The organism is uncultured Thiothrix sp. (assembly GCF_937876535.1).
Lineage (GTDB): Bacteria > Pseudomonadota > Gammaproteobacteria > Thiotrichales > Thiotrichaceae > Thiolinea.
Map to the genome: position 1 here is coordinate 1 of NZ_CALFHZ010000006.1, position 14,011 is coordinate 14,011.

At 40.9% G+C, this 14,011-nt stretch carries 10 protein-coding genes; 7 read left to right on the plus strand and 3 right to left on the minus strand.

Annotated elements, in window-relative coordinates:
• Positions 1–2,234: COR domain-containing protein (locus Q0230_RS02405; protein WP_298607795.1), on the plus strand; the 2,234-nt coding region annotated here is incomplete at its 5' end.
• Positions 2,235–2,337: 103 nt separating this feature from the next.
• Here Q0230_RS02405 and Q0230_RS02410 read toward each other — a convergent pair.
• From Q0230_RS02410 to Q0230_RS02420, 3 genes are all read right to left on the minus strand, one after another.
• Positions 2,338–2,778 (minus strand): nitrogen fixation protein, encoded by a 441-nt coding sequence (locus tag Q0230_RS02410; protein WP_298607796.1) that lies wholly within the window; start codon positions 2,776–2,778, stop codon positions 2,338–2,340.
• Between the two features lie 48 nt (positions 2,779–2,826).
• Complete coding sequence (locus Q0230_RS02415) at positions 2,827–3,345, minus strand: hypothetical protein (protein WP_298607798.1); 519 nt, start codon at positions 3,343–3,345, stop codon at positions 2,827–2,829.
• 151 nt (positions 3,346–3,496) lie between these two features.
• Positions 3,497–4,015 (minus strand): isochorismatase family protein, encoded by a 519-nt coding sequence (locus tag Q0230_RS02420; RefSeq protein ID WP_298607801.1) that lies wholly within the window; start codon positions 4,013–4,015, stop codon positions 3,497–3,499.
• Between the two features lie 111 nt (positions 4,016–4,126).
• On the opposite strand from Q0230_RS02420, the gene Q0230_RS02425 reads away from it, so the two are divergent.
• The 6 genes from Q0230_RS02425 to Q0230_RS02450 all read left to right on the plus strand — a co-directional run bounded on the left by Q0230_RS02425 (position 4,127) and on the right by Q0230_RS02450 (position 14,011).
• Positions 4,127–4,522, plus strand: a complete 396-nt coding sequence (locus tag Q0230_RS02425; protein WP_298607802.1) for an Lrp/AsnC family transcriptional regulator — start codon at positions 4,127–4,129, stop codon at positions 4,520–4,522.
• Between the two features lie 267 nt (positions 4,523–4,789).
• On the plus strand, positions 4,790–6,847 hold the full coding sequence (locus Q0230_RS02430; protein ID WP_298607804.1) for a sigma-70 family RNA polymerase sigma factor: 2,058 nt from the start codon (positions 4,790–4,792) through the stop codon (positions 6,845–6,847).
• A complete protein-coding gene (gene mzaB, locus Q0230_RS02435; protein WP_298607805.1) occupies positions 6,837–8,342 on the plus strand; it encodes an MZA anti-phage system associated ATPase MzaB in 1,506 nt (501 codons plus the stop codon). Before Q0230_RS02430 ends, mzaB begins: the two co-directional genes overlap by 11 nt.
• A gap of 15 nt (positions 8,343–8,357) precedes the next feature.
• On the plus strand, positions 8,358–11,219 hold the full coding sequence (locus tag Q0230_RS02440; RefSeq protein ID WP_298607807.1) for a Z1 domain-containing protein: 2,862 nt from the start codon (positions 8,358–8,360) through the stop codon (positions 11,217–11,219).
• Positions 11,203–12,222, plus strand: coding sequence for an MZA anti-phage system associated PD-(D/E)XK motif protein MzaD (gene mzaD, locus Q0230_RS02445; protein ID WP_298607809.1), 1,020 nt, complete (start codon positions 11,203–11,205; stop codon positions 12,220–12,222). The genes Q0230_RS02440 and mzaD overlap by 17 nt, the downstream gene beginning before the upstream one ends.
• Positions 12,209–14,011, plus strand: a complete 1,803-nt coding sequence (locus Q0230_RS02450) for an AIPR family protein (RefSeq protein WP_298607811.1) — start codon at positions 12,209–12,211, stop codon at positions 14,009–14,011. The genes mzaD and Q0230_RS02450 overlap by 14 nt, the downstream gene beginning before the upstream one ends.

Below are 14,011 nucleotides of genomic sequence, written 5' to 3' on the forward strand. Positions count from 1 at the left end.
ATCAGTTGAGCACGCTGGAAGGCTTAGGGGATTTACCGCAGCTGCAAAGCTTGGACTGCTCTTTTAATCAGTTGAGCACGCTGGAAGGCTTAGGGGATTTACCGCAGCTGCAAAGCTTGGATGGTCGTGCTAATCAGTTGAACACGCTGGAAGGCTTAAGAGATTTACCGCAGCTGCAAAGATTGAACTGTTCTACGAATCAAATCACCAAGATTCCTCTATTAATTCAACAACGAGTTTTAGATAAAAAACTCACAGAGTTAAAACTTTACAGTAATCTTATTCATCATATCCCATCTGTTATTTTTGGAGAGGATACGTATGATGATTGTTGTGAATCCTTAATCAACTACTGGCAAGCCTTAGAACAAGGCTCAACCCGAATCCAACAACTCAAAGTCCAATTACTCGGCAATGGTCGCGTTGGTAAAACCACTCTTGCGTATGCACTCGAACATAAAAAAGCCCCACCTGAAAACTTTGCATCCACACATGGCATTGCTTTAAAAGAAATTCCTTTTCAGCTTGAAGGTCAAAATCAACCTGTCACCTTGCAACTCTGGGATTTTGGTGGACAGGAAATTTATCATGCCACCCACCGCTTATTTTTATCCAAAGATTGCCTCTATCTTTTACTGTGGGCGGAAGAAACGGATGAGAGCCAAGATGAAATAAATCATCCGGTGAGTTATTGGCTAGAGTTAATTAATGATTTGGGTGGCGATAGCCCAGTGATTTTGGTGAAAAACCAAATTGACCGCTCAGATAAGCTACCCGAACGCCCAGAAGGCTTAAACAATGACTTGCCTGGTGCTAAGCAAATTCGTGATGCGCTAAAAATCTCTGCCATGAAACATCAGCGCATGCACAGTCTACGCGGCGCGATTGCTTCTATCATTGAGGAACTGCAACCTCGCATTTGTTTAGAGCTGCCTAATTCATGGTTAGCTGTGCAGGCTGAGTTGGATGTTTTACGAAGCCAGCAGCAACGCACCTTACCCTTCAATGAGTTTGAAAAACTCTGTGAGCAAGTAGGCATTGAGGATGCAAGGTGGTTTGCAGATTATCTCCACCAAATCGGTTTTATTTTTTATCAAGCCGATAGCTTTCAAAACAAACTCGTTCTCGATCAAAACTGGGCGATTGAAGCGATTTATAAATTGTTTGATCGGAATAAAAATATCCGCCGTCGTATCGAAAAAGCTCAAGGCCGAATTAGTGGTGACGAATTTGAAGAGTTTTGGAAAGATGAAACGGAAAACGAGCATCAAATCTATGCCAGTTTTATGCTCAACTGTGGTGTTTGCTATGAAATAGATTGGGTGCGGGAAAAGCTTTTCAAAGATCGCGAGTTTATTATTCCCGCTCTCCTCCCTGAAAAATCGCCTCTCTGTGAAAGTTGGGGCGCTGAGCGTGCCGAGGATTGGTTGTTAGAGGTGCAATACCCGTTTTTACATCGCAGTATTATTGAGCGCTTGATTAGCGAACTCGACCAAAAATACTGTGGCACTGCATGGCAATATGGGATTTTTTGCACCACTTCGGATGGGCAAGTGCTATTCCAAACGCAATTGCAGAAAACCAAAACCTCGAATAAAGGCTCACTGCTGTTCAAGTTGCGTGGGCAACAACTAGAGCGTTTGCTGTATGAATTGCGCAGATTAATTAGTGAAGCTAGCCCGCATAAACGCTATCAAGAGCTGCTGACACGCAATGGCAAAACTGAGCACCTATCCGAATTTCAAAAAGAGTATCACATGACCGAACCAACCCCTGTCGAAGCGAAAAAAGTTAAGATTTTTATTTCTTATTCGCATCTAGATGAAGCACACAAGAAAGAACTAGATAAGCATTTGAAAGCGCTCGGTCATCTATTCGCTATCGAAGCTTGGAATGATCGGCAATTGATTGCAGGGGATGGAGTAGATAAGACGATTTTCGAGAAGCTAAATGCCGCTGATGTGGTGCTGTTATTGATTAGCCCTGATTTTATGGCTTCGGATTATTGCTTTAAAAAGGAAATGCAAAGCGCACTTCAAGCCTATAAGGAAAATAAAAATACTGTTATTCCGATTATTATCCGCAATACGCCGACTTGGTTTAAACATGAAATAGGGCAGATTGTCGCTTTACCGACTGATGGGAAACATCTGAGTAAATGGGATGATCCTGATGATTTTTGGGCAGATGTGGAAATGGAGATTGCTAAGCGGGTAGAGCATTTGCTGACGTGAATATAAGTCAGCTTAGGAAGAGAATGGCTTAGCGTTATTTATATAAAGACGAAACAAGAGTTTTTTATGGGGCAAATCGCTCAGCGTTTGCCCCTAAAAATAGTTAAGCAGAAACGGTGGTCGGTGTTGCAGCGGCGCGCATACCTTCACTGGGTGCGTAGTTTAATGTCACCACTTGTGGGCAACGCTGACAACCGGATACGCCTTCTTGTTGCCACCAGCGGCAAGTACTACGAATAGGGCAAGGGGCGAGTTTATTAACCACCATGGGTGTCATTTTCACTACCTTGGCGGCTAATTGGCAGGATGATTTTTCATCATTGAAATGCTGGCACTTAGCTTTACTACAGGGTGCTGCAAAGCGAAAGACCTCAGTCGGATCTACAGGCCCTGCCATTTCCAAGATTTCTTCAGTAATAGGTTCAATCTTATCTAAATAAACCGCTTCAGGCTGTTCCGGTGTTCCGCCCACTACTGCAAATAACACTGCTCCAGCCTCTTTGTGATTTGCGCTTGGGCAAACCGTGGGTGTTTCAGTACTCATAGCTTGATTCTCTTAGCTGCTAATAATTATAAATTTGGATTAGCTGTACTAATCAATCTGAGCAGTTTTAGGTATGGGCAAACCACCAGCCACTACTGGTTCTTTAGGCGTAGGTGTGGGTAAGCGACCTGCAACTACTGGCGGCTCTTGAGGTGTAGGTGTGGGTAAGCGACCTGCAACTACTGGCGGCTCAGGAGTAGGTGCGGGTAGACCACCAGCAACTACTGGCGGTTCTTGAGGCTTAGGTGCGGGTAAGCCACCAGCAACCACTGGTTCTTTAGGAGTAGGTTTAGGCAAACCACCGGCAACTACTGATACAGACGGTTCTTTAGGAGTAGGCTTGGGTAAATTCCCCGCACCTACCGCTTGGTTTTGGGATTGAGTCTTGCTATCAATCGAATTTACTAAAGAATTAGCTAACTGCTTAATGTTTTCTTGTTTATCTGGTTGAGTGCTATCTACCGAGAAACTACGTGCCTTTATAGCTCGATCTTGCCCTTGTTGGGCATAGCGCTGGATGTCTTGAGCTTGAATCGAAGTAGGTTTACTTTGAACTGTGTTACTCATGTTGGGTTACTCGTTTTTAGATTATGTCTGAAAAGGTATTAACCTTAGAACTTATACTTACCGAGCTGGTACCAACCTAAATTTTAAGACAAAGCTATTTATCTTAATGATAAACAGCATCATCTGTTTTGAAAAACCGGGCAATTATTTTTTAATTAAAAATCTGTTCCAAACGCACCAACTCCATGCGCGTGGCAACCGCACCCAAAGCAATCAAATGCAGCAACTCCGTCACCGTGGTACAGCAATCTTGCACAATCGCGGTTTTATATTTTTCCGCCTCCTTAGAGATCGCGGTATGCGTGACACAGTTTTGCGTCATCATGCCACACACTAATAACTCATCCACACCCAAGCGCTGCAAAGTTGCTTCTAAATCAGTATTCACAAAACTATCTGCAAAATGCTTAATCACAATCGGCGCCTTCGGAGCCGCCGCTAAAATGCGGGGGTGAATCGCAACGCCTTCCGTGCCTTCATTAAAAAACGGTGATAAGCCCTTGGTTTTATCCGCAATATGCTGCACCAAAATCACCAGAATTTGCTGGGCTTGAGCTTTTTGAATCGCCTGCTCAACCTTGCTTAACGTACCTTCTGCATTCCACAGCGGAAACGCGCCATCAGGAAAATAATCGTTTTGAATATCAATAACTAACAATGCCTTGCTCATCAATTTATCCTCGTTCTTGTATGGCCGCTAGCTTACGCGCTGTGTAGTTCAGTTAGAATGGTGAATTGTGTGAACTGCGGCGCGAAAACTTACAGTTTGAAAGGATTGATTATGAACAGCATGAATAAGGCGATTTTGCAGCGGCTGCGTGCGAATAGCCGCATGAGCTGGCAACAAATTGGCAAGGAAGTGCATCTCACGGGGCAAGCCGTCGCCGCGCGCGTGCAGCAAATGGAAGATCAAGGCGTCATCAATGGCTATACCATCCGCCAACATAATATCGAACGCCATTTTATTACCATGTTTATGGACGTGGCGCGTTTTGATGAATTTGAACAGCTTTTGAAAAACGAAGCGCAAGTAGAATCGGCTTATAAAATTACCGGCGATGGCTGTTATCACATTATTTTCACGCCTGAATCGGCTAGTGAGTTGGAGCCATTTTTGCAACGTTTATTAAAGTATGGGCGGTATCGGGTTTCTAGTGTGTTGAAATGTGTAAAGTAACCGATATGTTAAAATATGAGTTTATCAAGAAGTTATTAATATACTTGACTACATTGCTAGAAGTGTTGCCCATGGATATAAAATCTTGGAGGCTTATAAAGCCCTTAAAAATAAGCACTTACTTCTTATTAAAAGTTAAGTTGATAAGCGTTATCGAAAAAAACTATTGACTAAAAACTACACTTCTAATTATAGTCACTACTGTTTATTAGACATGCCTTATTCACCTAAGATTCTATAATATTTGTTATTTTTAGGTAAGCAGTATTGGTTATAGGTAATACCAGCTTTAACCCTCTAGTAAAACTTGCAATTAAAGCAGGCTTTAAAGCTATTCTAGCTTCACTAATTTCCGAAAAAAATATCAACACCCCTGATAAAGCTGGCATGACGCCTCTGATGATAGCCGCTATGCATGGGCACAAGGGAGTTTTTGAATACCTATTATCTCTCGGAGCAGATGCTAACTTAACTGATAACCAGGGTCGAACCGCCTTACAAATAGCTAGACAATATGATTTTTTGGAAATTGTTCGACTCTTTAACACCGAAGAAATATACCACAATGGAAGCACAAAACCACTTGATAGAACAGCTTCCGCTGACAAAATTGATTATATAAAAATAATACCTCCCTTTGCCTCACATCCAGTTCAAACGCAAACAAATAAAAACTTAATAAACTTACCAAATCTCTTAGGGTGGTTATCAGAGGAATCAATTACTGTTCCTCATGACAACATTAATTTAATAGAGTCCACGGTTGGCTTACAAACTGCTATAACAAAACATCGTCCAATAGATAGGGATTTTGACTGGTCAGATATCAATATTGAGCTTCCTGTCTTTTCCAATCCACTTATTGATAGAGGATCGTTATCTTCTTTATATAACTTGGTTTGCTTAGGGTCGTATACTGGAGTTCTATCATATAAGCAAGTATATGAAGCTGTGTTACATGATTATGGCAGTGAGGCTGATAATTACGAATCAATAATCTTAAGGCTTCTAGAAAAATATGATATAGCTGTAGAAGAATTCGAATATTGCATTACAGAAAAATCTATTTTTGATATTTCTTATAAAGAAGACGAAATAGCTGATGATCTATTTTACTCTTTAAGAGACATTGAAACATCGTCTTGGCAATTTTACGATTTATCAATGCGAAAAATAGACTTATTAGAAAAAGAGCATGAAGTGCGTTTTGGCCAAAAAATAGATAGCTCACTTATTATACTAACACGTTCTTTATCAAATCTCCTTGATTATGAATGGGAATTGCTTACAAGTGATCAACATGATTCACAAGAGATTGATGAGCTAGGTGAAATTGATGAAGAGGAAATAATCGCGCCTAAAGTGAAAGTTATCTCTTTTTCCGATGATGATTTGGGTGAAACCTTGGATTTTGGAGCAGATGAAGGTGATTTTTGGACACATATTAGCAAGATTCGTTTTGGTTTAGGTGTATCTAAAGACATTCAAATTCCACGCCCCTCTGCAAAAGAATTGAATAGCATAATAGCTAAATTGGAACCAATACGAGAGGAACATCGTTTATCTATAAAAAATGCGGTATCTTCTTACAGAAAAACTATTGAGATTTTTGTTAAAGCCAATCTGCGTTTAGTTGCTTCAATTGCAAAACGCTACGGTAATCATGGACTAGATTACGATGATCTCATTCAGGAAGGAAATATTGGTTTAATCAAAGCTGTAGAGAAATTTGATTATAGAAAAGGATTCAAATTTTCCACTTATGCAACATGGTGGATTAGGCAAGCTATTACAAGAGCAATCGCTGATCAAGCTCGACTAATTCGTCTTCCTGTCCATATGGTTGAGTCTATCAATCAAGTTAATCGTATTGAGCGAGAGCTTGAATATAAATATGGCAAAAATATAATGATTAATCATATTGCAGAAATGGCTCATACCTCTATTGAACAAACGAGAAAAATTCTAAAAATTCGTGACACTTCAGATTGTTTTTTGTTTGACGATCTTCCTGTCCATCTCCTAGAAGATTTAATGCAGTGCAACAACGAATTATGTCCAGATCAGGTCACTTCTGATATAGAACTACAAACAGAGCTTAACAATTTGGTAGACGGTTTGGATGAAAGAATGGCTGAAGTCATACGATTACGATTTGGCCTTGCTGGAGAAGAGTTGACCCTTGAAGAAGTGGGGCAAATTTTTGAGTTAACACGAGAAAGAATAAGGCAAATCGAAGCAAATGCTCTTAAAAAATTACAACACCCAATGCGCTCTGAATCCATAAAAGAGTTTGAAAATTCAAGATTTCTGTTTGAAGACTGAAGATATGACACTCAGAAAATCTCGCCACGCACCGCCACGAGCTAGCGCCATGATCGAGGCGCTTCGTGGCTTAGGATATAATACTGCCACTGCGCTGGCCGATATTATTGATAACAGTATTGCTGCTAAAGCAGGTACGGTTGACATACGTTTTATCTGGGCAGGCAAACAAAGCCGTGTTGAGATTCAAGATGATGGCAATGGTATGAGTGCTCTGGAACTCGACAAGGCTATGAGACTTGGTGAGAAAAACCCTTTAGAGCAACGTAATCGTGACGATCTTGGGCGTTTTGGGCTGGGCTTAAAAACTGCATCCTTCTCACAATGCCGCCGTTTGATAGTGGCATCGCTTGGAAAAGATGCATTGCAATCTCTTTATTGGGATCTGGATATTCTAGCAACTAGTAAGGATGATGGCTGGTACCTACTTGAGGGAACTCCTGAGGGTTCTGATGGTATTCTTGAACCTTTAAAAGAAGCAGGCCGTGGTACATTAGTTATTTGGGAGTTGCTTGATCGAATTGTAACAGACGGTTTCACGGATCAAGATTTCCTTGATCTGATCGATAGGGTAGAACGGCACCTAGCCATGGTATTCCATCGTTACCTTGAAAATAGTCGATCATTTGTCTTGCGTATAAATGAAAAACCAATCAAACCTTGGGATCCTTTCCTGTCTGGCCATCTGGGCAAGCCTTGGCATTCTCCGCCTGCAATGAGTCCTGTTGCACTAGGCGTAGAAATTGAATGCCATGTTCTACCACATAAGGACAAGTTGTCACCAGCAGAGTTCGATGCTGCACAAGGCCCTGATGGCTGGACTGCACAACAAGGTTTCTATGTGTATCGCAATAAACGTCTACTAGTTGCTGGAAGCTGGCTAGGTCTTGGAACTGGACGATCTTGGACTAAAGACGAAGCGCATCGCTTAGCAAGAATTCGATTAGATATTCCTAACTCAGCAGATGCGGAATGGAAAATTGATATTCGTAAATCAACCGCTCGGCCTCCTGTCGAATTGCGTAGTTGGCTAGTTCGCTTTGCTGAAGATACACGTGCACGTGCAAGAAAAGCCTTTGTTCATCGGGGACAAATTCCACGCTTGAAAAATGGCTCCAGTGTAATACAGGCATGGAAAGCAGAACATTTTACTGGAGGGATGCGTTACCGAATTGATATTGAGCATCCTGCTGTGCGTGCAGCATTAGATGAGGCTGGTAACCTATTGCCCCAAATCAAGGCCATGTTACGAGTTATTGAAGAAACTGTACCTGTGCAGCGTATCTGGTTGGATACCGCAGAAAACAAGGAGGCTCCAAGAACTGGTTTTGCTGAGGAACCATCAGCAGAGGTAGTCAGTATTCTCGAAATACTTTACAGCAATATGACAAAGTTGAAAGGCATGTCACCGGCCTTAGCGCGTGAACGCCTATTGCAAAGTGAACCATTTCAGAATTATCCAGAACTTGTCGCGGCATTGCCTGACACCATTTGAAAAGGAAAATAACAGATGTCATCTATTGGTGAAGTCAACAAACAAAGTATTATCAAAATGGTTCAAGAGCTACTGTTGGACGAACAAGACAAGTCGAGTATTACTCCCTCTCTTATTAGTGAAAAAATTGATTTAGTTTTGACGATTAAACCTAAAGCAGCTGTGGAACTTGATCGAGCCTCTGTCATTGAGGAGTTAATCCGTCGCTTTAGTATTTGGATTGGAAAGGACAGCCTCTTAGTAAATAACGAAGGCCATAAGCCTTGGTTAAAAGCAGATAGAAAGCAGGAATGGCGCTATTGGCAACGATATAGAGAATGGCAGGAAAAAAGTCTGCCTTGGTCTGCAGTCGAAAAACTGGACGCATCAACAGATGAAATTCTTAGCTTACTAGAAGACCCAGAACGCCAAGAAGCATGGGATCGACGTGGTCTAGTTGTGGGGCATGTACAGTCAGGTAAAACAGGGAATTATACTGGTCTGATTTGTAAAGCAGCTGATGCAGGCTATAAAATAATTATTGTTCTTGCAGGTATGCACAATAACCTCCGATCTCAGACACAAATGCGAATAGATGAAGGCTTTCTCGGTTTTGAAACAAGCCCACTTCGTGAGGATAATGTTCGAGTATTAGGCGTGGGAGAAGTTGATTCTGACTTCAAAATCCGCCCACAGTATGTTACTGATCGCTCAGAAAAAGGGGATTTTAACACTCGTATTGCTAATCAATTGGGTATTTCACCTGAACAAAGACCATGGTTGTTTGTAGTTAAGAAAAACAAAACAGTCTTAAGTCGTCTGCATAAATGGATCAATGACCATGTCGCTGATAGCATCGATGCAGAGTCAGGGCGTAAGGTTGTTACAAGGCTACCATTACTGATCATTGATGATGAAGCTGACAACGCTTCTGTAGATACTGGAGAGCAACTTTTTGCTGAAGATGGAAAGCCAGATGAAGAACACCAACCGACTGCTATCAATAGCTTAATTCGCAAAATACTCCACTCCTTCCAGCGTAAAGCTTACATTGGCTATACAGCGACACCCTTTGCAAACATTTTCATTCATGAGCGTGGCGTAACCACAGCAGAGGGTGATGACCTTTTCCCTTCAGCTTTTATCATTAATCTAGCCGCACCTTCCAATTACGTTGGTCCTGCGCGCGTATTTGGTTTGAACTCAGCCACTGACAATTCTTACGAAGGTTTGCCTCTTGTGAAACCTGTTACCGATCATTGCACCAATGATTGTACATCTGGTTGGATGCCTCTCAAACACAAAAGCAACCATATACCTATCTTTGACTCTGAACATGAAATACCCATCTCATTACAAGAAGCTATTGAATCATTCATTCTCGTATGTGCTGTCAGAAACCTTAGAGGACAACAGAATGAGCACAACTCTATGCTTGTCCATGTCACACGGTTTAATGCTGTGCAGGAAGAAGTTCACCGGCAAGTTGAAAAATTTATTCGCAATACGAAACAGCGCTTAAACAGAAGTATTAATCATGAGCCTATTCTGCAGAGAATCAAATTACTATGGGACTCTGATTTTCTGCCAACAACAGATAAAATGATTAAACAATGGCCTGAGTTAGTCAGTGCTCAACCTATTACTTGGCAGCAAATAGAAAAAATATTACCTAATGTTCTTGATGAAATTAGCGTAAGAAGGATTAACGGAACTGCCAAGGACGCACTAGATTATGTTGATAGTGCTGGTGGGCTTAAAGTTATTGCTATTGGTGGTGATAAACTTGCACGGGGGCTTACACTGGAAGGGCTATGTATTAGCTATTTTTTAAGAGCCTCACGCATGTACGATACGCTAATGCAGATGGGACGATGGTTTGGATACCGCCCAGGCTATCTTGACCTGTGCCGCCTATATACCACTAGTGACTTGATTGATTGGTTCCAACATATTGCTAATGCTTCAGAAGAACTGCGTGAAGAATTTGACGTTATGGCAGCCAGTGGCAGTACTCCAAGGGAGTATGGGCTGAAAGTACAATCTCACCCTGTATTACTGGTCACGTCACGCCTAAAAATGCGCTCGGCAAAAACCCTCTTCCTATCATTCAGTGGCTCTGTAGTAGAAACAGTTTCTCTATTTAAGGATCAGGCCATCCTCAAAAGAAACCTTCAAGCTTTCGATCAGTTAACTATAGACATGGGTACACCTCAGACTATTCCTAATCAGGTACGTAATGGGACAAGTAGTGCTTGGAATGGCATTTTTTGGCAAAGAATACCCTATAAAATCATCATTGACTTTCTTGAAAACTATAAAACTCATGAAGCAGCATCTAAAGTTAATAGTCAATTACTTGCAGAATTCATCGCATCAATGGCCAAAGTATCCGAACTTACAGAGTGGACTGTTGCAGTAATAGGTGGAGGTATAGAAGAAAATCCTTGGAAAATCGGCGATCTTTCTGTGAAAAAAATGGTTCGTTCTGGAAATACTACCATTACTGATCGTTATGCTATTAAACGTTTATTATCACCTAGAGATGAGTCCGTAGATTTGGATGAAAAATCGTGGCTGGCTGCGCTTGATGACACAAAAAAAACTTGGAATGACGATCCTGGCCGTTTAAAACATAAAACTGAACCCACTGTGCCTAATGGTATCTCAATCCGCCGAATTCGTGGTTTTGGTGCTGAAGGTGTTCCTGCACAACCTGAGAAAGGGCTATTACTATTATATTTGTTGGAGCCACAAAAAGCGGACATTAACTTTTCTTCTGAAACACCACCTATTGTAGCCTTCGGTATCAGTTTTCCAGGCAGCAAATCTGGAACTAAGGTGGAATACAAAGTCAATAATGTATTATGGGAGCAAGAATATGGTGCTGCCGAATAGTGCCGCAATCAGCACAGCATGGCGTGCTTTGGAAAATCTTAACGATTTAGAAGGCTGGCGGAGCATTCCAATTTCATCCAATGGCAATTGCACTTTGCGAGCAGGTCGCCGTTATCCTTTAAATGTTGAGGCTTTACTAGTTGGTTTTAATTCAATAGGACTAACTGCCACACATATGTTACCACAAGCAAATGGTTTCAATGTCGAAAGAATTTCCGTTGGAAATTCTGACAAATGGTTGGCACTGGTTAGACAGTCTGAAGGCAGTCAAGAACTGTTTACTCAGATGGTGATTGATCTTGCTGATTTGCTCACTAGAAATACAGAAAAGCAAGAACTTGAACTATACCAATTATTCATCGGCAGGCTTCACACATGGCAGAATTTTATGCAAAAAAGCCATGGACACTTAAGTTCAGCTGCCGAGCTTGGCTTAGTCGGTGAAATGCGTTTTCTCGACATATTGCTGAATACAGCATTACCGCTACATACAGCAGTAGATGCATGGAAAGGGCCACTAGACGGTTTGCAAGATTTTGAATTGGGTACGGGAGCCGTTGAAGTTAAAAGCACTTTGGCTTCGAATGGATTTCTTGCGCATATCATATCGCTCGAACAACTGGATGACTCAGTCAGGCATCCACTATTTATATGTGGATGTCGCTTTGCAACTAGTACTCATGGACAGACCTTACCACAGCGTGTTCATGCCCTACGCCAGAGACTCATATCTGATACCAGTGCGTTGACCAAATTTAATACAGGATTATTATTTGCAGGTTATCTGGATTTTCATGCAGAGCATTATGTACGCCAATTTGTAAATATAGATGAGCTTTTTTTATTGGTTGACGATACTTTTCCACGACTCGTTATGGGCAACGTGCCTACTAGTATACGTGATGTACAGTATGAGATCGATCTCGATAATTTACTGCATCATCAAACAAAGCTTGCAGAAATAATGATAAGAACAGGAATGGTTTTAGATGGAATTAATTGAGTTTTTGCAACAAACACAGCAGGAAATACGTGAGGAAATGGCAAGTCGAACTGCAGAGCCAGGAGAGTCGATGCCATTCGCTGAACTGATATTTACCGAAATTGTAACAAAACACATGTCCGAAATTGGCATGACGTTCGAACCAATGATTTGCAACTATACAGCTACCGTAAGTAATGCCAAATTACGTCTGAGCGGGTATGCGCTTTCGGATGAAGCCGATCAATTAGATCTTTATGTCAGCCTCTATGACAACCAAGATGAATTAGTAAATCTTCCAGATTCAGAGACCACAAAAGCTGCAGAACAATGTCTTCGCTTCCTAAAAATGTGCATCGAAGGAAAGCTTTCCTCAAAAATGGATTCTTCACATGAAGCCTATGAATTCGTATTTACTTTGGAACATTCCTACGCAGAGCTTAACCAGATACGCATTTATGTTCTAACTGATAGCAAAGTTAAAACTAAACAATTTAAGTCTCGTGCAATTCAAGACAAGACCATTAGACTTGAGGTCATGGATATTGAACGTTTATTTAATCACTGGCAAGAAGGCAAGCCACGTGATGAATTAGAGGTTAATTTTGAGGATCTATCAGGTAGTTCATTGCCATGCATTTGGATCAAAGATGATCTAGCAGAATATGACTGTGCATTGACCGCAATTCCTGGGGAAGCGTTACGCTTTTTATACGAAAAGTATGGACAGCGCATTCTAGAGGCAAATGTTCGCTCATTCTTGAGTCAAACTGGTAAAGTAAATAAAGGAATTCGTGATACCCTACGTGATCAGCCTGAACGCTTTATGGCTTACAATAATGGAATAGTAATTATTGCAGATGACATTCGCCTAACCGCCGCTAATGACAATACTGGAATCTTAGGTATTGCCTGGCTAAAGGGAATGCAAATTGTCAACGGTGGGCAAACGACAGCTTCCCTATTCTTCACTAAAAAGAATAATCCTAGCATTGACCTAAAAAAAATTAGAGTCCCTGCAAAAATCATTATTCTAAAAGATGTCGACTCGGCTCAAGAAGAGCTATTAATTGCTGATATTTCTCGTTATGCGAACAGTCAAAATGCTGTTAAGCAATCAGATCTTTCAGCTAATAAGCCTTATCATGTACAATTGGAAAAATTGGCTAACAGTACCTATTGCCCAGATGGGATAAGTCGTTGGTTTTATGAGCGTGCAGCTGGCAGTTATAAGGTAATGCTTGAGCGTGAAGGCAAAACTCCTGCTGGTATAAAAAGATTGAAAGAGTTAATTCCAAATTCACGCAGAATAACCAAAACTGACTTAGCAAAAGTCTTATGTGCTTGGGAGAAAATGCCTTATTCAGTTAGCTTAGGTGGTCAGAAAAACTTTATAATGTTTATGGAAAAACTCTTATCTCATGGTGTAGATGAAGATATAAAACTACCTAACACAAATGAATATAAGCATATAATAGCGAAAATAATTTTATTCAATACAGTACAAAAAAACGTTAGGCAAAAATTCCCCGCATTCCAAGCTAATATTACGGCTTATACTATTTCAGTAACAGCCATGTTGATTGGCAATAATATTGATCTAGATTTAATTTGGAAAAACCAGCGCGTATCTAACCATTTGACACAGAAAATTATATTATGGGCTGAAGAGGTTAATAAATACTTACAACAATCTGCCAATGGAAAAATGATCTCGGAATGGTCGAAAAAACAGGAGTGCTGGAGCATTTTGTCGAAAAAAACATACAGTGTTATTACAGAGAAAGATATTCTTGAAATAAAAAGTTAA

Coding starts and splice junctions, on each gene's coding strand:
- Q0230_RS02410 (WP_298607796.1), bottom strand. CDS start 2,778: ATGAGTACTGAAACACCCACGGTTTGCCCAAGCGCAAATCACAAAGAG.
- Q0230_RS02415 (WP_298607798.1), bottom strand. CDS start 3,345: ATGAGTAACACAGTTCAAAGTAAACCTACTTCGATTCAAGCTCAAGAC.
- Q0230_RS02420 (WP_298607801.1), bottom strand. CDS start 4,015: ATGAGCAAGGCATTGTTAGTTATTGATATTCAAAACGATTATTTTCCT.
- Q0230_RS02425 (WP_298607802.1), top strand. CDS start 4,127: ATGAACAGCATGAATAAGGCGATTTTGCAGCGGCTGCGTGCGAATAGC.
- Q0230_RS02440 (WP_298607807.1), top strand. CDS start 8,358: ATGTCATCTATTGGTGAAGTCAACAAACAAAGTATTATCAAAATGGTT.
- mzaD (WP_298607809.1), top strand. CDS start 11,203: ATGGTGCTGCCGAATAGTGCCGCAATCAGCACAGCATGGCGTGCTTTG.
- Q0230_RS02450 (WP_298607811.1), top strand. CDS start 12,209: ATGGAATTAATTGAGTTTTTGCAACAAACACAGCAGGAAATACGTGAG.